General features: G+C 72.5%; 22 protein-coding genes and 1 tRNA gene. 16 read left to right on the top strand and 7 right to left on the bottom strand.

Annotated features, from left to right (window positions below):
* Positions 1 to 71: 71 nt before the first annotated feature.
* Positions 72 to 2,843 (top strand): penicillin acylase family protein, encoded by a 2,772-nt coding sequence (locus tag ACGFMM_RS07495; protein ID WP_393644053.1) that lies wholly within the window; start codon positions 72 to 74, stop codon positions 2,841 to 2,843.
* Between the two features lie 38 nt (positions 2,844 to 2,881).
* On the opposite strand, the gene ACGFMM_RS07490 is transcribed toward ACGFMM_RS07495, so the two are convergent.
* Positions 2,882 to 3,469: a 5-formyltetrahydrofolate cyclo-ligase gene (locus ACGFMM_RS07490; protein ID WP_393644051.1), complete on the bottom strand. Its 588-nt coding sequence runs from the start codon at positions 3,467 to 3,469 to the stop codon at positions 2,882 to 2,884.
* Positions 3,470 to 3,564: 95 nt separating this feature from the next.
* Here ACGFMM_RS07490 and galU point away from each other — a divergent pair, with 95 nt between their 5' ends.
* The 7 genes from galU (at position 3,565) to ACGFMM_RS07455 (ending at position 8,860) form a co-directional block, all read left to right on the top strand.
* The gene (gene galU / locus ACGFMM_RS07485) at positions 3,565 to 4,491 is read left to right on the top strand and encodes a UTP--glucose-1-phosphate uridylyltransferase GalU (protein ID WP_393644049.1); all 927 of its coding nucleotides are present in this window, start codon (positions 3,565 to 3,567) and stop codon (positions 4,489 to 4,491) included.
* Positions 4,492 to 4,495: 4 nt separating this feature from the next.
* Positions 4,496 to 5,797, top strand: a complete 1,302-nt coding sequence (glp, locus tag ACGFMM_RS07480; RefSeq protein ID WP_393644047.1) for a gephyrin-like molybdotransferase Glp — start codon at positions 4,496 to 4,498, stop codon at positions 5,795 to 5,797.
* Positions 5,798 to 5,896: 99 nt separating this feature from the next.
* Positions 5,897 to 6,388, top strand: a complete 492-nt coding sequence (gene moaC, locus ACGFMM_RS07475) for a cyclic pyranopterin monophosphate synthase MoaC (RefSeq protein ID WP_393644045.1) — start codon at positions 5,897 to 5,899, stop codon at positions 6,386 to 6,388.
* The gene (locus ACGFMM_RS07470) at positions 6,385 to 6,909 is read left to right on the top strand and encodes a molybdenum cofactor biosynthesis protein B (RefSeq protein ID WP_393644044.1); all 525 of its coding nucleotides are present in this window, start codon (positions 6,385 to 6,387) and stop codon (positions 6,907 to 6,909) included. Before moaC ends, ACGFMM_RS07470 begins: the two co-directional genes overlap by 4 nt.
* The gene (locus ACGFMM_RS07465) at positions 6,906 to 7,535 is read left to right on the top strand and encodes a GNAT family N-acetyltransferase (RefSeq protein ID WP_393644043.1); all 630 of its coding nucleotides are present in this window, start codon (positions 6,906 to 6,908) and stop codon (positions 7,533 to 7,535) included. Before ACGFMM_RS07470 ends, ACGFMM_RS07465 begins: the two co-directional genes overlap by 4 nt.
* Positions 7,536 to 7,677: 142 nt before the next feature.
* Positions 7,678 to 8,712: a hypothetical protein gene (locus ACGFMM_RS07460; protein WP_393644041.1), complete on the top strand. Its 1,035-nt coding sequence runs from the start codon at positions 7,678 to 7,680 to the stop codon at positions 8,710 to 8,712.
* 74 nt (positions 8,713 to 8,786) lie between these two features.
* Positions 8,787 to 8,860, top strand: a tRNA-Ala gene (locus tag ACGFMM_RS07455).
* A gap of 55 nt (positions 8,861 to 8,915) precedes the next feature.
* On the opposite strand, the gene ACGFMM_RS07450 is transcribed toward ACGFMM_RS07455, so the two are convergent.
* The 3 genes from ACGFMM_RS07450 to ACGFMM_RS07440 form a co-directional block, all read right to left on the bottom strand.
* Entirely contained in the window at positions 8,916 to 10,376 is a 1,461-nt protein-coding gene (locus ACGFMM_RS07450; protein ID WP_393644040.1) for a hypothetical protein, read from the bottom strand.
* Between the two features lie 45 nt (positions 10,377 to 10,421).
* Complete coding sequence (locus ACGFMM_RS07445) at positions 10,422 to 11,393, bottom strand: trypsin-like serine peptidase (RefSeq protein WP_393644038.1); 972 nt, start codon at positions 11,391 to 11,393, stop codon at positions 10,422 to 10,424.
* A 123-nt stretch (positions 11,394 to 11,516) separates the two neighbouring features.
* The gene (locus ACGFMM_RS07440) at positions 11,517 to 11,996 is read right to left on the bottom strand and encodes a GNAT family N-acetyltransferase (RefSeq protein ID WP_393644036.1); all 480 of its coding nucleotides are present in this window, start codon (positions 11,994 to 11,996) and stop codon (positions 11,517 to 11,519) included.
* Between the two features lie 64 nt (positions 11,997 to 12,060).
* Between ACGFMM_RS07440 and ACGFMM_RS07435 the strand changes: the two genes are divergently transcribed.
* Positions 12,061 to 12,858, top strand: a complete 798-nt coding sequence (locus ACGFMM_RS07435; RefSeq protein WP_393644034.1) for an exodeoxyribonuclease III — start codon at positions 12,061 to 12,063, stop codon at positions 12,856 to 12,858.
* On the opposite strand, the gene ACGFMM_RS07430 is transcribed toward ACGFMM_RS07435, so the two are convergent.
* Positions 12,846 to 13,502 carry a MerR family transcriptional regulator gene (locus ACGFMM_RS07430; RefSeq protein WP_393644705.1) on the bottom strand — a complete coding sequence of 219 codons (657 nt, stop codon included), beginning with the start codon at positions 13,500 to 13,502 and terminating at the stop codon, positions 12,846 to 12,848. The two genes, ACGFMM_RS07435 and ACGFMM_RS07430, sit on opposite strands and share 13 nt — an antisense overlap.
* Before the next feature lie 204 nt (positions 13,503 to 13,706).
* On the opposite strand from ACGFMM_RS07430, the gene ACGFMM_RS07425 reads away from it, so the two are divergent.
* From ACGFMM_RS07425 to ACGFMM_RS07410, 4 genes are all read left to right on the top strand, one after another.
* A complete protein-coding gene (locus tag ACGFMM_RS07425) occupies positions 13,707 to 15,254 on the top strand; it encodes a flavin-containing monooxygenase (RefSeq protein WP_393644032.1) in 1,548 nt (515 codons plus the stop codon).
* Positions 15,251 to 16,183, top strand: a complete 933-nt coding sequence (locus tag ACGFMM_RS07420) for an alpha/beta fold hydrolase (RefSeq protein ID WP_393644030.1) — start codon at positions 15,251 to 15,253, stop codon at positions 16,181 to 16,183. Before ACGFMM_RS07425 ends, ACGFMM_RS07420 begins: the two co-directional genes overlap by 4 nt.
* A complete protein-coding gene (locus ACGFMM_RS07415; RefSeq protein ID WP_393644028.1) occupies positions 16,180 to 17,061 on the top strand; it encodes an SDR family oxidoreductase in 882 nt (293 codons plus the stop codon). Before ACGFMM_RS07420 ends, ACGFMM_RS07415 begins: the two co-directional genes overlap by 4 nt.
* A gap of 108 nt (positions 17,062 to 17,169) precedes the next feature.
* Positions 17,170 to 17,334, top strand: coding sequence for a hypothetical protein (locus ACGFMM_RS07410; RefSeq protein WP_393644026.1), 165 nt, complete (start codon positions 17,170 to 17,172; stop codon positions 17,332 to 17,334).
* Between the two features lie 129 nt (positions 17,335 to 17,463).
* On the opposite strand, the gene ACGFMM_RS07405 is transcribed toward ACGFMM_RS07410, so the two are convergent.
* The gene (locus tag ACGFMM_RS07405; protein WP_393644025.1) at positions 17,464 to 20,721 is read right to left on the bottom strand and encodes a S41 family peptidase; all 3,258 of its coding nucleotides are present in this window, start codon (positions 20,719 to 20,721) and stop codon (positions 17,464 to 17,466) included.
* Positions 20,722 to 20,897: 176 nt separating this feature from the next.
* On the opposite strand from ACGFMM_RS07405, the gene ACGFMM_RS07400 reads away from it, so the two are divergent.
* Together ACGFMM_RS07400 and ACGFMM_RS07395 are read left to right on the top strand one after the other, a co-directional pair.
* Positions 20,898 to 21,470 carry a TetR/AcrR family transcriptional regulator gene (locus ACGFMM_RS07400; protein ID WP_393644023.1) on the top strand — a complete coding sequence of 191 codons (573 nt, stop codon included), beginning with the start codon at positions 20,898 to 20,900 and terminating at the stop codon, positions 21,468 to 21,470.
* Between the two features lie 95 nt (positions 21,471 to 21,565).
* Entirely contained in the window at positions 21,566 to 23,752 is a 2,187-nt protein-coding gene (locus ACGFMM_RS07395; protein WP_393644021.1) for an MMPL family transporter, read from the top strand.
* A 25-nt stretch (positions 23,753 to 23,777) separates the two neighbouring features.
* On the opposite strand, the gene ACGFMM_RS07390 is transcribed toward ACGFMM_RS07395, so the two are convergent.
* Positions 23,778 to 24,140 carry an SsgA family sporulation/cell division regulator gene (locus tag ACGFMM_RS07390; protein WP_393644019.1) on the bottom strand — a complete coding sequence of 121 codons (363 nt, stop codon included), beginning with the start codon at positions 24,138 to 24,140 and terminating at the stop codon, positions 23,778 to 23,780.
* Positions 24,141 to 24,305: 165 nt separating this feature from the next.
* Here ACGFMM_RS07390 and ACGFMM_RS07385 point away from each other — a divergent pair, with 165 nt between their 5' ends.
* Positions 24,306 to 25,343 carry an energy-coupling factor ABC transporter permease gene (locus ACGFMM_RS07385; RefSeq protein ID WP_393644017.1) on the top strand — a complete coding sequence of 346 codons (1,038 nt, stop codon included), beginning with the start codon at positions 24,306 to 24,308 and terminating at the stop codon, positions 25,341 to 25,343.

The raw sequence follows: 25,343 nt of genomic DNA, 5'->3' as shown, positions 1-25,343 counted from the left end.
GGGCCGAAGGAGTGCTGCGCCTATGGTTGCTCCCAGCACTCCAGGACCACCCTGCCGCTCGAAGGACAGCGATGCCCTCCAACACCACCGCCCCTCCCGCCAAGAAGAAGGGGCGACGCGCCCGCCTGATCGTCATCGTCCTGGTCCTGGCAGTGCTCGCGGGCGCCGGGTACGGCGGCTACTGGGGCGTGAGCACCGTCCGGGCGTCGTTCCCGCAGACCTCCGGCACGATCGAGATCGAGGGCCTGTCCGGCCCGGTCGACGTCAAGCGCGACGCGTACGGGATCCCGCAGATCTACGCCGACAGCGAGGCGGACCTCTTCCGCGCGCAGGGCTTCGTCCACGCGCAGGACCGCTTCTACGAGATGGACGTCCGCCGGCACATGACCGCGGGCCGCCTCTCGGAGATGTTCGGCAGGAGCCAGGTCGACACCGACGCCTTCCTGCGCACCCTCGGCTGGCGCCGGGTCGCGCAGACCGAGTACGACAGCGTGCTGTCCGCGGAGACGAAGAAGAACCTCCAGGCGTACGCGGACGGCGTCAACGCCTACCTCAAGGGCAAGGGCAACGAGGAGATCTCGGTCGAGTACGCGGCCCTGGCCTTCTCCCACGACTACGCGATCGAGCCGTGGTCGCCGGTGGACTCGGTGGCCTGGCTCAAGGCGATGGCCTGGGACCTGCGCGGCAACATGCAGGACGAGATCGACCGTTCGCTGATGACCAGCCGGCTCAGCGGGCAGCAGATCAAGGACCTGTACCCGGCGTACCCGTACGCCCTGCACCAGCCGATCGTCACGCAGGGCGGCGTCGACGAGACGACCGGGAAGTTCGATCCCAAGGCCGAGGGCGGCAAGGGGGACGGGAAGGGCCGGCAGGGCGGCGCGCAGAGCGCCGACGAGCGGTCCCCGCACGCCGGTTCGCCCGCAGACGCCGTCGTCGGGATGCAGTCCCAGCTGGCCGCGCTGTCCGACGCGCTCGACGAGGTCCCGGCCCTGCTCGGCCCGAACGGCAACGGCATCGGCTCGAACTCCTGGGTCGTCTCCGGCAGGTACACGACCTCGGGCAAGCCGCTGCTCGCCAACGATCCGCACCTCGCGCCGATGCTGCCGAGCCTCTGGTACCAGATGGGTCTGCACTGCCGCACCGTGTCCGCGAGCTGCCGCTACGACGTCGCCGGCTACACGTTCTCCGGCACGCCGGGCGCGATCATCGGCCACAACGCCGACATCGCCTGGGGCTTCACCAACCTCGGCGCGGACGTGACCGACCTGTACCTGGAGAAGATCAGCGACGACGGCTACCTGGTCGACGGCCGCCGCCGGAAGTTCACCGTCCGCGACGAGACGATCAAGATCGCGGGCGGCGGCAGCCGGCTCATCACGGTCCGCTCCACCGGCCACGGCCCGCTGATCTCCGACCGTTCCTCCGAGCTGGAGCGGGTCGGCGAGGAGGCCCCGGTCGACAACGTCGCCCCGGACCGCGGCGACGGCTACGCCGTCTCGCTGCAGTGGACGGCGCTCCAGCCCGGCACGTCCATGGACGCCGTGTTCGAGCTCAACCGGGCCAAGGACTTCAAGCAGTTCCAGGCCGCGGCGGCCAAGTTCGAGGTCCCCTCGCAGAACCTCGTCTACGCCGACACCAAGGGCAGCATCGGCTACCAGGCCCCCGGCAAGATCCCGGTCCGCGCCAAGGGCGACGGCACCCTGCCCGCCCCGGGCTGGGACTCCCGGTACAAGTGGAAGAGCTACATCCCGTACGACGAGTTGCCGTACGAGTACAACCCCGCGCGCGGCTACATCGTCACCGCCAACCAGGCCGTGGTGAACGCCCAGTACCCGGAACTGCTCACCAAGGACTGGGGCTACGGCGCCCGCAGCCAGCGCATCAACGACCTGATCGAGTCGAAGATCAAGGACGGCGGCAAGATCTCGCCGGACGACATGCGCACCATGCAGACGGACAACCGCAGCGAGATCGCCACGCTGCTGAACCCGCTGCTGCTGAAGATCGACGTCTCCGACCCGTACGTCCGCGAGGCGCAGAAGCTCCTCGAGGGCTGGGACTACACCCAGGAGCCGGACTCGGCGGCGGCCGCGTACTTCAACGCGGTCTGGCGCAACGTGCTCAAGCTGTCCTTCGGCAACAAGCTGCCGAAGGAGATGCGGGTCGAGGGCGACTGCATCAACGTGCGCAAGGCCGACTCCACCGGCCCGGTCGACGAGCAGAACAAGCTGGTCCGCGAGTGCGGTCAGCGCGAGGCGGGCTCGGCGCAGCCGGACGGCGGCGACCGCTGGTACGAGGTGGTACGCCCGCTGCTGAAGAACGAGAACAGCGACTGGTGGAAGACGCCGGGCAACCGGACGAACGCCCCGACCGAGACCCGTGACCAGCTGCTCGCACAGGCCATGAAGGACGCCCGCTGGGAGCTGACGGCGAAGCTCGGCAAGGACGTGTCGACCTGGTCGTGGGGCCGTCTGCACCAGCTGACGCTGGAGAACCAGACCCTCGGCAAGGCGGGCCCCGGCTTCCTGCAGGGGATGCTCAACCGCGGCCCGTGGAACCTGGGCGGCGGCGAGGCCGCGGTGAACGCGACCGGCTGGAACGCGGCCGCCGGCTACGAGGTGGTCTGGGTGCCGTCGATGCGGATGGTCGTCAACGTCGGCGACTGGGACCGGTCCCGCTGGATCAACCTGAGCGGCGCCTCGGGCCACGCGTACAACGGGCACTACACCGACCAGACGGACAAGTGGGCCGAGGGCGAGCTGCTCGACTGGGCCTACGGCGAGCAGGCCGTGGCCGCGGCGACGAAGGACACCCTGGTCCTCAAGCCGAAGGCCGGCTGAGCGGGCCCGGCTCCGGCAGAAGGCCCAGCGCAGAGAACTCAGAAGCGGTGGACGCCCTCCGGCGTCACCACCGCCTGGACGGGGTGGTCGTGCGGTTCCTCCGGGACCCGCGCGACCACCTCGTCCGCGTACAGGAGCACCACGAGCGCCGGGTCGGCGCCCGCGCGGGCGAGCCGGGCGAGGACCCGGTCGTACGAGCCGCCGCCGCGGCCCAGGCGCATGCCGCGGGCGTCGACGGCGAGGCCGGGCAGGAGCACGGTGTCGGCGGTGCAGACGGCGTCCGGGCCGAGCCGTTCGCCGGCCGGTTCGAGCAGTCCGAGCCTGGCCCGCTCCAAGCGCTCGGCACCCTCGTACACCGCCCAGTCCAGGTCGTTGTCGGGCAGCAGCACCGGCAGCAGGACGCGCACCCCGCGCTTGCGCAGGGCGTCGATCAGGGCGCGGGTGCCGGGTTCGGCGCCGATGGACACGTACGCGGCGACGGTGCCGGCCCCGGCGAGTTCGGCCAGGCCGAGGGCGTTCCGGGCGAGTGCGCGGGCGGCGGTGTCGGTGTCGTCGCTGCTCAGCAGGGCCCGGCGGGAGAGGAGTTGGCGGCGCAAGGTCGTCTTTTCGGACTTGTCCTCGGACACAGCTGATTCACAAACCTCTCTTATGGCTGCTTATGGCACGGAACTTAATCGGAGCCTCATCTTTTCTTCCATACCGAACGGATAGGGTGCTCGGCATGACTGAGTCGTTCCCCAGGATCAGCAAGGCTGTCATCCCGGCCGCTGGTCTCGGCACCCGGTTCCTGCCGGCGACCAAGGCCACTCCGAAGGAGATGCTGCCGGTCGTCGACAAGCCTGCCATCCAGTACGTCGTCGAAGAGGCGGTGGGCGCCGGACTCACCGACGTCCTCATGATCACCGGCCGCAACAAGCGGCCGCTGGAGGACCACTTCGACCGGAACTACGAGCTGGAGGAGGCGCTGACCCGCAAGGGCGACATCGAGCGCCTCGAGAAGGTCCAGGAGTCCACGGACCTCGCCACCATGCACTACGTGCGCCAGGGCACCCCGCGCGGTCTCGGCCACGCGGTGCTGTGCGCGGCCCCGCACGTCGGCGACCAGCCGTTCGCGGTGCTGCTCGGCGACGACCTGATCGACCCGCGCGACCCGCTGCTCTCGCGGATGGTGGACGTGCAGGAGCGCGAGGGCGGCAGCGTGATCGCGCTGATGGAGGTCGAGCCGGAGCAGATCCATCTGTACGGCTGCGCCGCGGTCGAGGCGACCGTCGACTCCGACGTGGTCAAGGTGACCGATCTGGTGGAGAAGCCGACCCCGGAGGAGGCGCCGAGCAACTACGCGATCATCGGCCGCTATGTCCTCGACCCGGCGGTCTTCGCGATACTGCGGGAGACCGAGCCGGGCCGCGGCGGCGAGATCCAGCTGACGGACGCGCTGCAGAAGCTGGCCGCGACGTATGACTCAGCGCCTTCCGGCGCGGGGAAGGTCGGCGGCCCGGTGCACGGCGTCGTCTTCAAGGGCCGCCGTTACGACACCGGCGACCGCGGCAACTATCTGCGTGCCATTGTCAGACTGGCGTGCGAACGTGAAGATCTCGGACCGGACTTCCGTTCCTGGCTCCGCAGGTTCGTCAGCGAGGAGATGTAGCGCGGTGAGCAGCAGTACGGCACCCTCGGCGGCCCGACTGTGGTCGGTCGACGAGCACCTGGACGACATTCTGGCGACGGTCGGGCCGCTCGACCCGATCGAGCTGCAGCTGCCGGACGCGCAGGGCTGCGTCCTGGTGGAGGACGTCACGGTGCCGGTCGCGCTGCCCCCGTTCGACAACAGCTCCATGGACGGCTACGCGGTCCGCGTCGCGGACGTGGCCGGGGCGTCGGAGGAGTACCCGGCGGTGCTGACCGTGATCGGCGACGTGGCGGCCGGGGCCGGCGGGCTGCCGACGGTCGGCCCGGGCGAGGCGGCGCGGATCATGACGGGTGCGCCGCTGCCGCCGGGCGCGGAGGCGGTCGTCCCGGTGGAGTGGACCGACGGCGGCACGGGCGGCGGCGCGGCGACGGGGATGCGGGCGGCGAGCGCCGCGCCGGAGGGCGCGGGCGGCGAGGTTCGGATCTACCGGCCGGCGAAGGGCCGGGCGCATGTCCGGGCCCGCGGCAGCGATGTGCAGGCGGGCGATCTGGCGCTTGAGGCGGGCACGGTACTCGGCCCGCCGCAGCTCGGTCTGCTCGCGGCGATCGGCCGCGGCACGGTGCGGGTGCGGCCCCGGCCGCGCGTGGTGGTGATCTCCACCGGCACCGAACTGGTGCAGCCCGGCGAGGAGTTGGGCGAGGGCCAGATCTACGACTCGAACAGCTTCCAGCTGGCGGCCGCGGCGCGCGACGCGGGCGCGCTGGCGTACCGGGTGGGCGCGGTCGCCGACGACGCGGAGGCGCTGCGGGCCGCGATCGAGGACCAGCTGATCCGGGCGGATCTGCTGGTCACCACGGGCGGGGTGAGCGTCGGCGCGTACGACGTGGTCAAGGAGGCGCTGACGGCGGACGGCGAGGTGGAGTTCCGCAAGCTGGCGATGCAGCCGGGCAAGCCGCAGGGCTTCGGCACGATCGGCCCGGAGCACACGCCGCTGCTGGCGCTGCCGGGGAACCCGGTGTCCTCGTACGTGTCCTTCGAGCTGTTCGTGCGGCCGGCGATCCGGGCGCTGATGGGCGTGGAGGATCTGCACCGGCCGCGGGTGCGGGCGGTGCTGAAGGCGGACAGGGCGCTGACCTCGCCCGAGGGCCGCCGGCAGTTCCTGCGCGGCCGGTACGACGCGGAGTCCGGCACGGTCGCGCCGGTCGGCGGCTCCGGCTCGCACCTGATCGCGGCGCTGGCGCACGCGGACGCGCTGCTGGTGGTGCCGGAGGACGTGACGTCGCTGGAGCCCGGCGAGGAGCTGGAGGTGGTCCTGCTCGGCTGAGCGGGAGCCCCGCCCGGCCGCGGAGTGGTCCGGCACGGACCGGTGGGGCATGGTGGCGGTACCGTGTCGTCCCACACAGCGACCGGGAGTGTCACCGCCATGAGCACGCAGCAAGGACTCACCCACATCGACGAGGCGGGCGCGGCCCGCATGGTCGACGTCTCCGCGAAGGAGGTGACCGCGCGCACCGCCCGGGCGAGCGGACGGGTCCTCGTCTCGCCGCGCGTGGTCGAGCTGCTGCGCGGCGAGGGCGTCCCGAAGGGCGACGCGCTCGCCACGGCCCGGATCGCCGGGATCATGGGCGCGAAGCGGACCCCGGACCTGATCCCGCTCTGCCACCCGCTGGCGGTCTCCGGTGTGAAGCTGGACCTGACGGTCGCGGACGACGCGGTGGAGATCGTGGCGACGGTGAAGACCACCGACCGCACGGGCGTCGAGATGGAGGCCCTGACGGCGGTGTCGGTGGCGGCGCTGACCGTCGTCGACATGGTCAAGGCCGTCGACAAGGGCGCGGTCATCACCGACGTCCGCGTCGAGGAGAAGACCGGCGGCAAGTCGGGCCACTGGACGCGCGAGGAGCCGGCGTCGTGACGACCGATGGCACCACGGCGTACCGCGCCCTCGTCGTCACCGCCTCCAACCGGGCGGCCGCCGGGGTGTACGAGGACAAGGGGGGCCCGATCCTCGCGGCAGGCCTGGCCGCGCTCGGCTTCGCCGTCGACGGGCCGCAGGTCGTGCCGGACGGCGAGCCTGTCGGCGCGGCGCTGCGCGCGGCGGTCGCGGCCGGGTACGACGTGGTCCTCACCACCGGCGGTACGGGCATCGCGCCCGGCGACGCGACCCCCGAGGTCACCCGGGCGGTGCTGGACCACGAGATCCCCGGCATCCCGGAGGCGATCCGGGCGTACGGCCGCGAGAAGGTGCCCACGGCCGCGCTGTCACGCGGGCTCGCGGGCGTCGCGGGCCGCACGCTGATCGTGAACCTGCCCGGTTCGACGGGCGGGGTGCGGGACGGTCTGGCCGTCCTGGAGCCGCTGCTGGTGCACGCGGTCGACCAGATCCGCGGCGGCGACCACCCGAGACCGGCGGCGGAAGCGGGCGCGGCGTCATGATTCCGAGCTGGCCCGTGGTCCTGAGCGACGGCGACGTCGTGCTGCGTCCGATAAAGCTGCGCGACCACCGTGCCTGGCGCGAGGTGAACCAGCGCAACCGGGACTGGCTGCGCCCCTGGGAGGCGACCGTCCCGCCGCCCGCGCCCGGCGGCCCGGTCGCCCAGCGCCCGACGTACCGTCAGATGGTGCGGCACCTGCGCGCGGAGGCGAACGCCGGGCGGATGCTGCCGTTCGTGATCGAGTACCAAGGTCGGCTGGTCGGCCAGCTCACGGTCGCCGGGATCACCTGGGGCTCGATGTGCTCGGGCCATGTCGGCTACTGGGTCGACCGGGACGTCGCGGGCCGCGGCGTCATGCCGACCGCGGTCGCGCTCGCGGTGGACCACTGCTTCCGCGCGGTCGGCCTGCACCGGATGGAAGTCTGCATTCGACCGGAGAACGGCCCCAGCCGCCGGGTGGTGGAGAAATTGGGATTCCGCGAGGAAGGGCTGCGCCCGCGCTATCTCCACATCGACGGTGCGTGGCGTGACCATCTGGTGTTCGCGCTCACGGCGGAGGAGGTGCCGGAGGGGCTGCTGCGACGCTGGCACCAGGCACGACCGACGCCCCCGCGACCCATGAAATAACAAAGGTGTTCGAATTTAGTCAGCAGTCGACCGCCAATCGATCTGAACAATCACAAAAAAGTTCAGTGATATCAGCCAGATCGTGCGACACACCGGCTCAATTGGCCGATGCCTTCAGGCGAACCCCTCTACGGTGTGAGGCGTGAGCAGCAGCGGCCTGATTTACGCAGTCATCGTCGGGGCCTGGGCCGCCTACTTGGTGCCGATGTGGCTCCGCAGGCAGGACGAGCTCAACGAGGCTCGTCCGACGGAACGCTTCAGCACCGCCATCCGGCTCCTGTCCGGACGGGCGGGCATGGAGCGCCGGTACGCCAGGGAGCTGCGGGAGCGCGACGTGGTCGACGGGCCCGAGGACGACCCGGACGCAGAGACCGAGCACGTGAGCTCGGTCGACGTCCGGGCCTTCTCCGCGCCCGCGGCCAGGACCGAGGCGCGCCTGGAGCTTCCCGAGGAGCCGGCCCCCGCGCCCGCCCGCCGGCGCCCCCAGGGCGGTCCGGCGGCCGAGCGCGCCCGCCGTTCCAAGGTGCTGGCCCGCCGCCGGCGCACCACGGTGATGCTCTTCCTCGCCTTCACCCTCGGCTCCGTCGTCGCCGCGGTCGGCGGCCTGGCCTTCCTGTGGGCCCCGGCCGTGCCGGCCGTGCTGCTCAGCGCGTACATCGTGCATCTGCGCAAGCAGGAGCGGCGCCGGTTCGTGTACGTCATGGACCGCCGGCGCGCCGAGGCGGCCGCGCAGCGGCTGCGCGAGAGCCGGCCGCGCCGGCAGCCCGCCCCGGAGGCGGCCGACGAGGAGCCCGCCCGGCCCGAGCCGGAGCCCAAGCCCTCGCTCTCCCCGCAGGAGGCCGGCCGCCGGGCGCTGGTCGAACAGACCGACCACGCCGAGTGGGTGGACCAGCAGCGCGAGCGCGGCCCGGTCCGCGGCGACAGCTGGGACCCCGTGCCGGTGCCGCTGCCCACGTACGTGACGGCCCCGGTCGCCCCGCGCGCCACCGGTGGCGTCGACATCACGGACCCGGAGACCTGGAGCGCCGCCCGCTCCTCCACGGCCGAGCCCACCGTCGCCCCGGCCCCCGCGCCGCGGCAGCGCAGCGCCCCGCAGCGCCGCGGCCGCGACCACGGCCGGACCCCGCTGTTCGACCAGTACGCGGACGAGGACCGGCCCCGCGCGGCCAACGAATGACGGTGCGACGGTGAGCCGGCGGGATCGGATTTCCAACCACCCCGATCGGGATGCTAATGTTTCACACGTCGCAAGGGCCTGTGGCGCAGTCTGGTAGCGCACCTCGTTCGCATCGAGGGGGTCTGGGGTTCAAATCCCCACAGGTCCACAGACACGAAGGATCCCGCCCGATCGGAAGATCGGGCGGGATCCTTCTTTTGTGCTCATCCCCAACGGGCCAGCAGAGCGCCGCAGTACGTGTCGACGCCCATCAGCGGGGCCGGCGGGAGTTCGGGCTGGACGCGGCGGACCTGGCGGGGTATCGCCGGGGACCACTGGCGCAGCGGGAGCCAGGCGGCCACGTGCGCCTGCTCGCGGTCGGTGCCGGGGCGGCCCGTGCCGCCGACGTCGTGCCGCAGCCGGGGGTGCAGCCCGCGGCGGTGCAGGGCGTTGCGGGTGAACGTCGCGGCGACGGCCCGCATCTCGGCCGGGGTGAAGACCGGCGGCAGCTGCGCGGTCGCCTGGTAGAGGCAGAGGAAGTCCAGGTCGATCAGGGCGTGCGTGACGTCCTCGGGGACGGTCACCGGGGCGTACGCGGGGCGCAGCAGGGAGACGTCGGTGTCCGGGGAGCCGGTGGGCGACCAGCCGCGGTACACGTGGCCGAAGCTCGGCCAGTACGGCCAGCTCGCCACCCCGTCGGTGATCGTCAGGTCGTCGCGCAGCGAGCGGGCCATGGCCTCGGCCCGTTCGGCGTGCGCCGGCTCCCCGGTGACCACGGCGAGCTGGACCAGCGCCCGGCCCATCGCCAGGAACTCGTTGGTCGGCAGCTCCGCGCCCGCGAAGGAGACCGGCTCGTCGGGCAGCCAGCGGTACGCGCCGCGGCCGTCGTCCGTGGTGACCCACTGCTCGTCGTGGGCCGCGATCGCCGTGACCGCCGCGTCCACGTAGCCGTCGATCCGGGCGTGGACGGAGGCCGGGACGGCGTCGGGGCGTTCCCGGGCCAGCCGGGCCAGGCTCGCCAGCGGGTGGACGATCATGCCGGTCTGCGCCGCCAGCGGCACCAGCGCGGGCCGGGCCGCGTAGACGCCGGGGCGGATCCGGCGGGCGGCGTCCCCGGGCAGCAGACGGGCCGTCACCCCGTCCTTCTGCGTGTACGCCGTGTACAGCGCCCGGTCCGCGCGCAGTTCGTCCGCCGGGTCCAGGCTCAGCGGCCCGCTCGCCCAGGCCTTGCGGCGCGGGACCTCGGGCAGGGTGAGGCCGAAGCGGCCCTCGCCGTACGTCTCCACCGTGAACCGGGCGAGGTGGGCGCTCGGCGGGCAGACCGTGACCTCCAGGGCCGGGCGGCCGTCGGTGTCCGGGATCACCGCGGTCGCCGCCGTGAACTTGCCCGCGGTGGACCACACTCCGCGGCTGCGGCCCCGGTGGTCCCGGACCCCGCGCACGTCGTCGCGGGCGTCCAGGACGTCGTCGATCAGCTCGGCGAGCCGCTCGGCGTAGGCGGGCCGGCCGGTGCGCTCGGCCATCATCAGATAGCCCTGCATCCGCCAGGACGTGCCCCAGCCGATGACCCCCGCCTCGTTGTCGGCCGGCACACCGGGGCCGGAGACCCCGGTGAGCCGGCTCTCTATCTCATGGAAATAGCGGGTACCCGCCCTGTGCAGATTCTCGATTCCCCATCTCGGCATCTGGGGCCCCTCCCCGTCGAAGACTGGAGGGAGTATGACACCAGGTCAGGACACCTGTGCCTTGTCGTACAGGGCCTTCGCGTCGTTGCCGAAATAGGGGCCGAACATGCGGTTCGGCAGGAAGGTGTAGCCGAAGCTGTTCACCGAGACCTGCAGGCCGGTGCCGGCCGACTCGCTGAAGCCGGTGAACCAGGGGCCGCCGCTGGAGCCGCCGGTCATGTTGCAGCCGAGGCTGTGGTCCTGCGAGAACAGGAAGTCCTTGGAGGAGTTCCCGGAGCAGTACACCAGCTTGCTGCCGTCGTACGGGGACGCGGCGGGGAAGCCGAAGGCGTACATCGCCTTGTTGTAGCCGCCGTTGAACTGGATGCCCTGCGCGCCGGTGACGGCGGTGAGCTTCTGGCCGTTCAACGGGGCGAGGACGGCTGCGCCGACGTCGTAGTTGATGTCCTCGCTCGCCTCCCACTGCGGGGTGGTCAGCGTCTTCGACGCCGTCCACTGGCCGTACGGGGCGCTGCCGTTGTTGTAGGCGGGGACGAAGACCCAGTTGGTGTGCCAGCTGCCCTGGTACTTCACGCAGTGCCCGGCCGTGATGACCGTGCTGGCGTTCTGGCTGGTCACGGCGTTGCCGGAGCAGGAGGCGGTACGGCCCTGGAAGGTGAAGAACACCCGGCCGGAGGTCTTCACGACCGCGCCGCCGCCGGTCCACGCGCCGCCCGCCTGCGGGAAGGCGAGCGCACCGACGGTCTTCGCCGGCGCGGCCGTCGGGGCGATCGTGGTGGCCCGGTCGGAGCGGGCGACCTGCTTCAGGGCGCCGGGGGAGGCCGTGAGGTCGAGCGGGGTGGCCGACCGCATCCGGTCGGCGGTCCAGAAGGCCGCGGCCCGCTGCTGGGCCGAGGCGCCGACGGTCCGTGCGGAGGTGTCGGTCTCGGCGGCCTGGGCCGTGGTGGTCGTCAGGCCGCCGGTGAGCAGGGCTCCGACGGCGAGCAGAGTGGCTGAGGCGCTGCGATGGCTTCTCACGCATGTCTCCTTCTGCCGGGGCAGGTGGGGATGAGAACGGTGCGGATCGGCGTTGCGTGAGGGAAGCGTGCCAGAGCGGCGTGTGTTTGTCAGGAGCGTGTCAGGCCATCTGTCCCGCGCGTCTCAGGTCAGCGGCTTGGCGTAGCAGCGGCTGAGGTTGGAGAAGCGGTAGTAGCCGAACTTGGCGCAGGGCTCGTAGCCGCTCGACTCGTACAGCGCGATCGCCTCGGGCTGCATCGTGCCGGTCTCCAGGACCATCCGGGTCCGCCCGGCCGCCCGTGCGTCGTCCTCCAGGGCCGCCAGGATGCGCCGGGCCAGGCCCAGACCGCGGGCCTCGGGGACCACGTACATCCGCTTGATCTCGGCGTCGCCGTCCGCGTACCCCTCCGGGTTCGTGTCCTGCCGGCGCCAGCCGCCGCTGGCGACCGGCCGGCCCGCCTCGTCGTAGGCGAGGAGGTAGACGCCCTGCGGCGGGAGGAAGTGCTTGCCGTCCATGGGTGTGGCGTCGCCGTCGTCGCCGTAGCGCTCGGCGTACTCGGCCTGGACGGCCCGGTCGAGCGCGACGGCGTCGGGGTGGTCATAACCCGTGGGCTGTATATTCATGCCGTCTATCGTACTTCTATGCAGCCGCTTCGGTTGCGGTGGGGCGTGTCGGTATTCTCCCGGGATGCTCACTGTCAGTTCCGTAAATGTCAACGGGCTCCGGGCCGCCGCCAAGAAGGGCTTCACCGAGTGGCTGGCCGGGACCGCCGCCGACGTGATCTGCCTGCAGGAGGTGCGGGCGGAGGAGGCGCAGCTGCCCGAGGAGGTCCGGGCCCCCGAGGGCTGGTTCACCGCGCACGCCCCGGCCGCCGCCAAGGGCCGGGCCGGCGTCTCCCTGTACACCCGGCGCGAGCCGGACGCGGTCCGGACCGGCTTCGGAGTGGCCGAGTTCGACGACAGCGGCCGGTACATCGAGGCCGACCTGCCCGGCGTCACCGTCGCCAGCCTCTACCTGCCCGCCGGCGAGGTCGGCACCGAGCGGCAGGAGGAGAAGGTCCGCTTCATGGACGCGTTCCTGCCGTACCTGAAGGGCCTGAAGGGGCGGGCGGCGGCCGACGGCCGCGAGGTCGTGGTCTGCGGCGACTGGAACATCGCCCACCAGGAGGCCGACCTCAAGAACTGGAAGGCCAACCGGAAGAACTCCGGCTTCCTGCCCGAGGAGCGCGCCTGGCTGAGCCGGGTCTTCGACGAGGCGGCGTACGTGGACGTGGTCCGCGCCCTCCACCCCGACCAGGACGGCCCGTACTCCTGGTGGTCCTACCGCGGCCGTGCCTTCGACAACGACACCGGCTGGCGCATCGACTACCAGGTCGCCACCCCCGGCCTCGCGGAGCGTGCGGTCAAGGCGTGGGTGGAGCGGGCGGCGACGCACGGCGAGCGGTGGAGCGACCACGCGCCCGTCACCGCGGTCTACGAACTCTGACCGTCCCCGTCGGGGGACCGGGCGTCGCCGGGGCCCCGCAGCTGGCGGTCCAGAGCCAGTGAGAGCTCGGCGTCGACCACGCTCTTGGCGAGCGGGCGGAGGCGTTCGGCGTCCTTCTCGTCGGCGTGGGTGCGCAGCAGCTCGGCGAAGAGCAGGGCGAGTTCGTCGGCGTGCTCGCGGACCCGGCGGCCCGTCTCCAGGACCGCCGCGAGCGGCACGCCCTCCTTGACCAGGGCGGCGGAGACGTCGAGCAGCCGGCGGCTGATGTGCACGATGTCGTCGCCGTCGGAGGCGATGTAGCCGAGGTCCATCGCGGCGGTGAGGTTCTCCGGGGTGACCTCGCCGGCGAAGTGGTCGGCGAGCTCCTGCGGGGTGAGCCGGACGGGCTCCTCCTCGGTGGGCAGGCCGAGGCCGAGGACCTCATGGACGTCCCGGCCGCTCTCGAAGGCGGTGCTCAGGTCGGCGATGCCGTTGAGGGTGTGGCCGCGTTCGAGGAGGGCGGCGATGGTGCGGAGCCGGGCCAGGTGGTGGTCGTCGTACCAGGCGATCCGGCCCTCGCGGCGGGGCGGCGGGATCAGTCCGCGTTCCCGGTAGAAGCGCAGGGTGCGCACGGTGATGCCGGCCTGCGCGGCCAGTTCCTCCATGCGGTACTCGCGGCCGGTCGCCGGCTCGGTCGCGCGTACGCCCGTTCGATCCCCGTTCCTGTCCGTCACCCCGCAAGCCTATGTCGTACCGCCGGTAACTTTCCTCGGTCCGACCCCTACCGCTCGGTATGGAGGTGCTCTACTCTCCGGACTGTGCCAGTGATTGCTGGCAGAGTCGAGGTCGGTGGCGCGGGAGGCAGCGGCATGTCGAAGCACGAGCACGTACGAGTGGCGGTGATCGGATCCGGATTCGGCGGCCTGGGCGCCGCGGTCCGGCTGCGCCGCGAGGGGATCACCGACTTCGTCGTCCTGGAGCGGGCCGACTCCGTCGGCGGCACCTGGCGGGACAACAGCTACCCCGGCTGCGCCTGCGACGTCCCCTCGCACCTGTACTCCTTCTCCTTCGCGCCCAACCCGGACTGGCCGCGCACCTTCTCCGGCCAGCGCCACATCCGCGCCTACCTGGAGCACGTCGCCGACACCTTCGGGCTCCGCCCGCACCTGCGGCTGAACCGCGAGGTGCTGAAGATGACCTGGGACGCGGAGGAGCTGCGCTGGGACCTCGAGACCAGCGACGGCCGCTTCACCGCCGACGTCGTCGTCTCCGCGACCGGCCCGCTGTCCGACCCCAAGATCCCCGACATACCCGGGCTCGACGGCTTCCCCGGCAAGGTCTTCCACTCCGCGCGGTGGGACCACGACTACGAGCTGCGCGGCAAGCGCGTCGCCATGATCGGCACCGGCGCCTCCGCCATCCAGATCGTGCCCGCGATCCAGCCCGAGGTCGGCAGGCTCACCCTCTTCCAGCGCACGCCCCCCTGGGTCATGCCGCGCATGGACCGGAACATCACCGCCTTCGAGCGCCGGCTGCACCGCGCCGTCCCGGTCACCGGCACCCTGCGCCGCGGCCTGCTCTGGGGCATCCGCGAACTCCAGGTCAGCGCCTTCACCAAGCGCCCGAACGAGCTCGGCCTGGTCGAGAACCTGGCCAAGGCCAACATCGGCCGCGCCATCAAGGACCCGGAGCTGCGGGCCAGGCTGACCCCGACGTACCGCATCGGCTGCAAGCGGATCCTGCTCTCCAACACGTACTATCCGGCGCTCGCCCAGCCGAACGTGGACGTCGTCGCCGCCGGCCTTCGCGAGGTCCGCGGCTCGACCCTCGTCGCCTCCGACGGCACCGAGACCGAGGTCGACGCGATCGTCTTCGGCACCGGCTTCCACGTCACCGACATGCCGATCGCCGAGCGCGTGGTCGGCGCCGACGGCAGCACCCTCGCCGAGACCTGGAAGGACGGCATCGAGGCGCTGCGCGGCGCGACCGCCGCCGGCTTCCCCAACTTCATGACGATCATCGGTCCCAACACGGGCCTCGGGAACTCCTCGATGATCCTGATGATCGAGTCCCAGCTGAACTACATGGCCGACTACCTGCGCCAGCTGAAGGTCCTCGGCGGGCGCGCCGCGCTCGCCGCCCGGCCGTCCGCCGTCGGCGCGTGGAACCGGAAGATCCAGAACCGGATGGAGCGGACCGTCTGGAAGTCCGGCGGCTGCGACAGCTGGTACCTCGACGCCAACGGCCGCAACACCACCCTGTGGCCGGGCACCACCGGCGAGTTCCGGCGCGAGACCCGGACCGTCGACCTGGCCGAGTACGAGGTGCTGCGCGCGCCCGAGAAGAAGCCCCGGCCCGTCGAGGCCGCCGCCAAACGCGCCACCCGCAAGGCCAAGACCGCGGAGGCAGCCCGATGAGCCGCCTCGCCGGAGGCGGCCCCGTGCGCCGCCCGCAGCCGGTCCGCGAGCTGACCGCCGTCTCCGCCGACGGCTCGCGCATCCACGTCGAGCTGTACGGCCCCGAGGGCGCCCCGGCCGTGGTCCTGGCCCACGGCTGGACCTGTTCCATCGCCTTCTGGTCCGAGCAGATCCGGGCGCTCGCCGCCGACCACCGGGTCATCGCCTACGACCAGCGCGGCCACGGCCGCAGCCCGGTCCCGGCCGGCGCGTCCGGCTACTCCACGCACGCCCTCGCCGACGACCTGGAGGCGGTGCTCACCACCGCGCTCGCGCCCGGCGAGAAGGCGGTCGTCGCCGGCCACTCCATGGGCGGCATGACGATCATGGCGGCGGCCCCGCGCCCCGCCTTCGCGGCCCACGCCGCCGCCGCGCTGCTCTGCTCCACCGGCCCGTCGCGGCTCGCCGCCGAGTCCCTCGTCGTCCCGATGCGGCCGGGCGGCCCGCGGACCCGGCTGACCACCGCGATCCTCGGCGCGAAGGCGCCCCTGGGACCGGTCACGCCGGTCTCGAAGAAGATCCTCAAGTACGCGACGATGGGGCCCGGTTCGGCCCCCGACCGGGTCGACGCCTGCGCCCGCATCGTGCACGCCTGCCCCCGCAAGGCCCGGGTCGGCTGGTCGCACGTCCTCGCCGAGCTCGATCTCGACGCCGGCGTACGGGCGTTGAGCCTGCCGACCGCGGTCCTCGTCGGCACCGCCGACCGGCTGACCCCGCCCGTCCACGCCCGGCGTCTCGCCGCCGCGCTGCCGCAGCCGGCGGGCCTGACCGAACTGGCCGGCATGGGCCACATGACCCCGGTGGAGGCCCCCGAGGCCGTCACCGCCCGGATCCGAGCACTGACCGGTACGTACCTGGGCAGCGGCCTGGGCGTGAAGGAGGACGCATGAGCAGGGTGAGCCTGGAAGGGCAGGTGGCGGTCGTCACCGGAGCGGCCCGCGGCGTCGGCGAACTCCTCGCCCGCAAGCTGTCCGCGCGCGGCGCGAAGATCGCTCTGGTCGGCCTGGAGCCGGAGCTCCTGAAGGAGGTCGCCGGACGGCTGCACACCGAGGCCGACTGGTGGCACGCCGACGTCACCGACCACGTGGCGATGGCGCAGGTCGCCCAGCAGGTCAAGGAGCGCTTCGGCAAGGTCGACATCGTGGTCGCCAACGCCGGTGTGGCCGCGGGCGGTCCGTTCCTGGACTCCGACCCGGACGCCTGGCGGCGGGTCATCGAGGTCAACCTGATCGGCTCCGCGGTGACCGGCCGCGCGTTCCTGCCCGTGCTGATGGAGTCGCGCGGGTACTTCCTCCAGATCGCCTCGCTGGCCGCGATGACGCCGGCCCCGATGATGACCGCGTACTGCGCGTCGAAGTCGGGCGTCGAGGCCTTCGCGCACAGCCTGCGCGCCGAGGTCGCGTACAAGGGGGTGAAGGTCGGCGTCGGCTATCTGTCGTGGACCGACACCGACATGGTGCGCGGCGCGGACCAGGACGACGTGATGAAGGAGCTGCGGCAGCGGCTGCCCTGGCCGTCCAACCGCACCTACCCGCTGGGCCCGGCCGTGGACCGGATCGTCGCGGGCATCGAGCGGCGCTCGGCGCACGTGTACGCCCAGTGGTGGCTGCGGAGCATGCAGGGCAGTCGCGGCTATCTGCCGGGGATCATCGCGGCGGTCGGGCAGCGCGAGATGAAGCGTTTCGAGCCGCGGCTGTCCACGGTCTCCCGGGGCCTGGTGGGCGCGGGCGGAGCGGCCGACGAGCAGGGCCGCACGGCACCCCGGTGACGGTGAGTCGCTGATCGAAATGCGTGCCGTGTCCGGCCGTGTCAGGGTGGTGGAGGCCCAGGGGGCGACAAGCCCCGTACCCCTCACCCCCCAATAGGAGTGGACCACATGGGCATGAAGGACCAGTTCCAGGACAAGGCCGAAGAGCTCAAGCAGCGGGCGCGGCAGGCGAAGAACGAAGCTTCCGAGCGGGCCCAGCAGATGCAGGGCCGGCGCGAGGACAAGTCGCGCCGCGACGAGCAGCAGCAGCGTCCCCAGGACGAGAGCGCCTGACGGCGTAGGTCGTCCACGGACGCCGTCGTCCACGGACGAGCTGAAGCTGAAGTCGGTCGGAGAGGCGCACCCGGGACGCCGGGTGCGCCTCTCGCATGTCCGGAGCCCGTATGTCCGGAGCAGGGCCCCTCAGCCCCGGGGCGGGAGCTTCGGCCGGGAGCGGTCCGGGATGTCGGTGTGCCCGGGCGGGGCGGCCGCCGGGGTCTCGGCGAGCAGCGCCACCGCCAGCTCGACCGCGTCCGCGAGCTGGGCGTGCCGTCCCTCCGCCCAGTCCAGCGGGGTGCGCAGGATCGACACGTCCGGCTCCACGCCGCGGTTCTCGATCGACCAGCCGTACTCGGGGAACCAGGCCGCGTTCATCGGCACCGTGATCTGCGTGCCGTCGCCGAGCCGGTGGCGGCCCGTCATGCCGACCACGCCGCCCCAGGTCCGCTGGCCGACCACCGGGCCGAGACCGAGCAGTTTGAACGCCGCGGTGATCATGTCGCCGTCGGAGGAGGTGGCCTCGTCGGCGAGCGCCACCACCGGCCCGCGCGGGGCGTTGGAGGAGTACGAGACGGGCTGGGCGTTGCGGGTGAGGTCCCAGCCGAGGATCCGGCGGGTCAGCTTCTCCACGACCAGTTCGCTGATGTGGCCGCCGGCGTTGCCGCGCACGTCCACGATCAGCGCCGGCCGGGAGACCTCCATCCGCAGGTCGCGGTTGAACTGGGCCCAGCCCGAGCCGCCCATGTCGGGGATGTGCAGGTAGCCGCACCGGCCGCCGCTGAGCTCGTGGACCACCGCGCGCCGCTTGGTCACCCAGTCCTGGTAGCGCAGCGGCCGCTCGTCGACGAGCGGCACGACCGCGACCCGGCGGGAGGGGCCCGTGCCCTCGGCGGGCCGGAAGGTCAGCTCCACGGTGGTGCCGCCGGTGCCGGCGAGCAGCGGGTACGGGCCGGCCACCGGGTCCACGGGGCGGCCGTCGACATGGGTGAGGACGGCGCCCTCGCGGATGCCGGTGCCGGCCAGCGGGGAGCGGGCCTTGGAGTCGGAGGAGTCGCCGGCCAGGATCCGCTTGACCATCCAGCCGCCGTCGCGCGGCACGAAGTTGACCCCGAGCAGCCCCTGCGGCCGCTGGTAGTGCGGCGGGCCCTCGTTGCGGCGGGCGGGGGTGACGTACGCGTGCGAGGTGCCGAGCTCGCCGAGGACCTCGCGCAGCAGATCGGCGAAGTCGTCGGGGGAGGCGACCCGTTCGACGAGCGGCCGGTACTGGTCGAGGACGGCGGTCCAGTCGATCCCGCACATGTCCGGGTCCCAGAAGTAGGCGCGGATGATCCGGCCCGCCTCGTCGAAGGCCCCCCGCCACTCCGCCTCCGGTTCGACGGTGTGCAGGATGCGGCGCAGGTCCAGGTAGACCGTGGAGTCGTGGTCGCCGGGTTCGGTCGCCGGGACGGCGCGCAGCTCGCCCTCGTCGACGACGACCAGCCGGGAGCCGTCGCCGCTGACCGCGAACCAGTCGAGGTGGCCGACGAGTTCGGTCTTGCGGGCCTTGGTGAGGTTGAAGTGTTCCAGGGTGGGCCGCCCGGAGGTGTCGGCCGGGTTGACGAAGGTCTCGCCGAGCGCGCCGGAGATGGGCCAGCGCAGCCAGACCAGTCCGCCGCCGCTGACCGGGTGCAGCGCCGAGTACTTGGACGCGGCCACCGGGAACGGCGTGACCCGGCTCTCCAGCCCCTCCACCTCCACCATCACCGCGCCGTCCGCGCCCTCGCCCTCCAGCGGGTCGAGCCCGCCCGCGGCGGGCCGGCCCTCCGGCGAGAGCGCGAACGGCGAGGGCGTCGCCGAGGAGAGCGGGACGAGGTACGGGCGGCAGCCCAGCGGGAACGACAGGTCGCCGGTGTGCACGTCGTACACCGGGTCGAAGCCGCGCCAGGAGAGGAACGCGAGATAGCGGCCGTCCCGGGTGAAGACCGGGTTCTCGTCCTCGAAGCGGCCGTTGGTGACGTCCACGATGACCCGCTCGCCCGGTTCGGCGATCCGCGCCATCTTGATCGACCGCAGCGAGCGCCCGATGCCCGGGTGCGACCAGGTCAGCCAGGTGCCGTCGGGGGCGAACGCCAGGTCGCGCACGGGGCCGTTGACGGACCGGATCAGCTCGGTGACCTCGCCCCCGGATTCCTCGGTGGCGTCCAGGAGCAGCAGCCGGCCGTCGTTGGAGGCGATCGCCAGGCGTTCGCCGTCCGGGTCGGCGACCAGCTCCTCCACCCGGCCGAGCTCGCCCGCGGCGAGGCGGCGCGGCTCCCGGTCGCCGCTGGCCCGGGGCAGGTACGCGATCTCGACGGCGTCGTCGCCGTCGGCGTCCGTCACGTACGCCACCTGGCCGCTGCTGCCCAGCATCTCCGGCAGCCGCACGCGGACGCCCGGGGTGTCGGTGAGGGTGCGGGCCGGTCCGTCGCGGTGGGTGAGCCAGTACAGGCTGCCGCGCACGCCGACCGCGCTGGCCCGGCCGGTCTCGTCGACGGCGATCGCGTCCACGTGGAGGGCGGCGGGGACCTGGTACGGGCGGCGGCCGGCGCGCTGGCCGCCGAGCCGGACCTCCAGCTTCCGCGGTTCGGAGCCGGGGGTCAGCTCGTCGACGATCCACAGTTCGCCGGCGCACTGGTAGACCACCCGTTGTCCGTCGCTGGAGGCGTTGCGGGCGTAGAAGGCGTCGTGGTCGGTGTGCCGGAGCAGATCGGTGCCGTCGGGCCGGCAGGAGTACAGGTTGCCGACGCCCTCGTGGTCGGAGAGGAAGGCGATCCGCCCGGCCACGAACATCGGTGAGTCGAACTGTCCGTCGAGCTGCGGCAGCAGCCGCTCGCCGTGCAGCCAGAGCCGGCCGGTGGCCCCGCCGCGGTACCGCTTCCAGGAGGCCGGTTCGTACGCCGGGCGGCCGGTGAGCAGCAGGGTGCGCCGCTCGTCGTCCAGGTCGGCGACGGCGATGTGGGCGGCCGGGCCCCAGGGCAGCCGGCGGCCGGGGGAGCCGTCGGTGGGCACGGTGTAGGCCCAGGAGAAGTGCGAGAAGGGCTGGCCGTGCGAGGCGACGGCGAGGATGTCGCCGTCGGGGCCCCAGCCGCAGACCCGGGTGTCGGTGGTGCCCCAGTGGGTGAGCCGGCGGGCCGGGCCGCCGTCGACGGGGGCGAGATGGATCTCGGGGTCGAGGCTGCGCCAGCTCGCGTACGCGATGTGCGTCCCGTCGGGGGAGAACCGCGGGTGCCCGACCCGGGTCCGGTCGACGGTCAGCCGCCAGGCGCGGCCGGGCTCCTGTCCGGCGGGCGCGAGGGGGGAGACCCAGAGGTCGTCCTCGGCCGCGAAGCACAGCAGGTCGCCGTGGAGGTGCGGGAAGCGGAGATACGCGACGTCGTCACTCACTCGTCAATGCTTTCCGCGCGGAGGGGGTGCGGCAACTCGTACGGGCTTGCGGGTGTGCGGCGGGGAGTGTGGCCCGGGACACGTACGAAACGGTTTCGTTTCGCTGGGGGCGGGGTTATCGTCGTGGTGTACGAAACCGTTTCGTTCGGAACGGCGAACGCGAGGAGGCACCGGACATGGCACGCAGCAGGCTCACCCCCGAGCGGGAGTCCGAGCTGTACGAAGCCGTGCTCGACCTGCTCCGCGAGGTCGGCTACGACGGCCTCACCATGGACGCCGTCGCCGGCCGCACCCACTCCAGCAAGGCCACCCTCTACCGCCAGTGGGGGAGCAAGCCCGAACTCGTCGCCAAGGCGCTGCGCCACAACAAGCCCGCCGGTCTCACCGAGATCGACACCGGCTCTCTGCGCGGAGACTTCCACGCGATGCTGGAGCGCACCGACGACTGCCAGATGGAGAAGGACTCCGCGCTGATGCGGGGTCTGGCCCATGCCGTCCACGAGAACCCCGAACTCCACCGGGCGTTGCGCGAGCTGCTCATCGAGCCCGAGATGTCGGAGTTCGACGAGGTGCTGCGCAGGGCGGTGGACCGGGGCGAGGTCAGTGCCGACAACCCGGCCCTGAAGCTCCTTCCGCACATGCTCTTCGGCGCGTTCATCGCCCGCCCGCTGATCGAGGATCAGCCGGTCGACCGCGCGTTCCTGGCCGTCTACGTCGACGCCGTGGTGCTCCCCTCACTCGGCGTCTGATCACCCGCACCGCCCGTCCCACCTGACGTCGCACCGCTCACGCCGTCGGGCCGGCTCCCCATGCCCTGTCCCACTCCACACCGGGAGTTGCCCCCGTGGCCACGTTCCTCTACAAGCTCGGCCGTGCCGCCTTCCGGCGCCGCCGGCTCGTCGCCCTGATCTGGGTGGCGCTGCTCGCCCTCGCGGGCGTCGGCGCCGCCACCGCGCCCGCCGCGACCTCCGCGTCCTTCTCGATACCCGGCACCGAGGCCCAGCGCGCCTTCGACCTGCTCGAAGAGCGCTTCCCGGGCGCCGGCGCCGACGGAGCGACCGCCCGCGTCGTCTTCAAGGCCCCCGACGGTCAGAAGATGACCGACCCGGCGAACAAGGCCCGGGTCCAGGAGGTCGTCGGCGAGCTGAAGTCCGGCTCCGGCCAGATCGCCCGCGTCACCGACCCGTACACCGGCCAGGCCGTCTCCCGCGACGGCTCGACCGCGTACGTCTCCGTCGCCTACAAGGTCAACGCCATGGAGCTGACCGACGAGACCCGTGAGGCCCTGAAGGACGCCGGGCACGACGCCCAGGGCAAAGGGCTGACCGTCGAGATCGGCGGCGACGCCCTGCAGTCCATGCCGGAGACCGGCGCGGGCGAGATCGTCGGCGTGATCGTCGCGGGCGTGGTCCTCGTGATCACCTTCGGCTCGCTGGTGGCCGCCGGGCTGCCGCTGCTCACCGCGATCATCGGCGTCGGCATCGGCGTCTCCACGATCACGGCGCTCGCGAAGGTGCTCGACCTCGGCTCCACCACCTCCACCCTCGCGATGATGATCGGCCTCGCGGTCGGCATCGACTACGCGCTCTTCATCGTCTCCCGCTATCGCGCCGAACTGGCCGAGGGCCGGGAGCATGAGGACGCCGCGGGCCGGGCCACCGGAACGGCGGGCTCCGCGGTGGTGTTCGCCGGTCTGACCGTCGTCATCGCGCTGGTCGGCCTGGCCGTGGTCAACATCCCGATGCTGACCAAGATGGGCTTCGCCGCGGCCGGCACGGTCGTGATCGCCGTCCTGATCGCGCTCACCCTGATCCCCGCCCTGCTCGGCTTCGCCGGGGACAAGGTCGTCGGGCGCAAGCAGCGCAAGGCCGGCGCAACCCCGGAGAAGGACGGCGGCAAGCCCAACATGGGCACCCGCTGGGCCCGGTTCGTCCTCCGCCGCCCGGTGATGGTGCTGCTCGTCGGCGTGCTCGGCCTCGGCGCGATCGCGCTGCCCGTGGCCTCGCTGGAGATGGGCCTGCCGGACGACGGCGTCAAGCCGGTCTCCGCGACCGAGCGCCGCGCCTACGACCTGCTGTCGGACGGCTTCGGCCCCGGCTTCAACGGCCCGCTGATGGTGGTCGTGGACGGCGACAAGGCCGCCGCGGACGCCGCGGTGAAGGAGATCAAGGGCCTGGACGGGGTCGTCGCGGTCACCCCGCCGGCGCCGAACAAGGCCGGCGACACCTCCGTGATCACCGTGATCCCGAAGGACCGCCCGGCCTCGGTCGAGACCGAGGAGCTGGTCCACGACATCCGGGACGCGACCGGCGACGAGGTCCTGGTCACCGGCGCCACCGCGATGAACATCGACTTCTCGCAGAAGATGAACGACGCCCTGCTGCCGTACCTGGCGCTCGTCGTCGGCCTCGCCTTCCTGCTCCTGACGGTGGTCTTCCGCTCCATCCTGGTCCCGCTGAAGGCGGCGCTCGGCTTCCTGCTCTCGGTGGTCGCCGCCCTCGGCGCGGTCGTCGCGGTCTTCCAGTGGGGCTGGCTGGGCGGCCTGTTCGGCGTCGAGCAGACCGGCCCGATCATGTCGATGATGCCGATCTTCATGGTGGGCGTGGTCTTCGGCCTGGCGATGGACTACGAGGTCTTCCTCGTGACGCGGATGCGCGAGTCGTACGTCCACGGGGCGCGCCCCGGCGAGGCGATCGTCACCGGCTTCCGGCACGGCGCCCGGGTGGTGACCGCGGCGGCGGTCATCATGATCGCGGTCTTCTCCGGTTTCATCGGCTCCAGCGAGCAGATGGTGAAGATGATCGGCTTCGGTCTGGCGGTGGCGGTGCTGTTCGACGCCTTCGTGGTCCGGATGGCGATCGTGCCGGCGGTGCTCGCGCTGCTCGGCCACAAGGCCTGGTGGCTGCCGAAGTGGCTGGACCGGGCGCTGCCGAACGTCGACGTGGAGGGCGAGGGCCTGGCGAAGGGCCCGGCCGGCGCGGACTCCGGCTCGGACTCCGGTGAGCCGGAGCGGGAGCTCGTGAAGGCCTGACGCTCCGCGAGGGACGCGTACGCCGTCAGCGCGCCGACACCGGCGTGCCGGCGGCGTACGTGTGCCGCAGGAAGCGGAGGAGTACCGCGGTGTCGAACTGGACCACCGCGACGCCGTCGGCGGTGTGGAACTCGACGACCGTCTGCACCCGGCCGCACGGCCAGACGCCGACGTCGCCGCGGCGGGCCGGGGCGCGCAGTCCGGATTCGAGGAGGGCGCGCGGGAAGGTCCAGCCGACGTTGCCGGGGAAGGCGAAGCGGACGGCCGCGGGATCGGAGGCCGGATCGTAGGAGAGGGCGACGGGGACGGCCCGGGACAGCGGGGCGTCGGTGACGATCCGGCCCTTGGCATGGTCCTCTATCGCGGGGCCTTCGCTGATGGAGGTCATCGCCGACTCCTCACGTTTGCGTTAGATATCCTCAAATGTCCCATATTTTTCCCGGAATGCCTCGGGCAGGAAGCGGAGGGGGCCGGGAGAGCAGCTGCGAAGAGGTCCGTACTGTGACCCGTGCGTTCTTGCACATCGTTCGCAACAGGCCTCATCATCGAGTCCGTGCATGTACCTGACGGATTCATCAACGCCCCTGTGTCGGCCGCGGCCGGCGTCGTCGCCGCCGGCGCGGTCGCCGTCGGCCTGCGCGGCGCACGCCGCGAGCTCGACGAGCGCACCGCGCCGCTGGCCGGCCTCGTCGCCGCCTTCATCTTCGCCGTCCAGATGCTGAACTTCCCGGTCGCCGCCGGGACCAGCGGACACCTCCTCGGCGGCGCGCTCGCCGCGATCCTCGTCGGGCCGTACACCGGCGTGCTCGTCATCGCCGTCGTGCTGCTGATGCAGGGCGTCCTGTTCGCCGACGGCGGCCTGACCGCGCTCGGCGTCAACATCACCGTCATGGGCGTCGTCACCGTCCTCGTCTCGTACGCGCTCTTCCGCGGCCTCGTGAAGGTCCTGCCGCGCGGCCGCCGCTCCGTGACCGCCGCCGCCTTCGTCGCCGCGCTCGTCTCCGTACCGGCCTCCGCCGCCGCCTTCACGCTCGTGTACGCGGTCGGCGGCACCACCGACGTGCCCACCGGCAAGGTGCTCACCGCCATGGTCGGCGTGCACACCCTCATCGGCCTCGGCGAGGCCGCGATCACCATGCTGACCGTCGGCGCGGTCGTAGCCGTCCGCCCCGACCTGGTCTTCGGCGCCCGCGGCCTGCGCGCCCCGCTGAAGCTGCGGGTCAACGGCGAACTCGTCGACGCGGCCCCCGACGAGCCGGCGGACACGACCCCCGCCGGCTCGCCGAAGAAGCTGTGGATCGGCGGCCTGGTCACAGCACTGCTCCTTGCCGGGTTCGTCTCCTTCTATGCCTCCGCCAGCCCCGACGGCCTGGAGAAGGTCGCCGCCGACCAGGGCTTCGACAAGAACGTGGAGGAGCACGCCGCCGCGGACTCCCCGCTCGCCGACTACGCCGTCGCCGGCGTCGACGCCGTCCGCCTCTCCGGGGGCCTGGCCGGGACGATCGGCGTCGGCGTCACCCTCGCGGCCGGCACCGGCGTCTTCTGGGCCGTGCGGCGGCGCCGGGGCGCCGGAACCGGGGCGCAGGTCTGA

The sequence above is a fragment of the Streptomyces sp. NPDC048604 genome (assembly GCF_043199435.1).
In the GTDB taxonomy this organism is placed as follows: Bacteria; Actinomycetota; Actinomycetes; order Streptomycetales; family Streptomycetaceae; genus Streptomyces.
The sequence above is the reverse complement of the archived record's forward strand: the minus strand, read 5'-3'. Positions and strand labels throughout refer to the sequence as shown.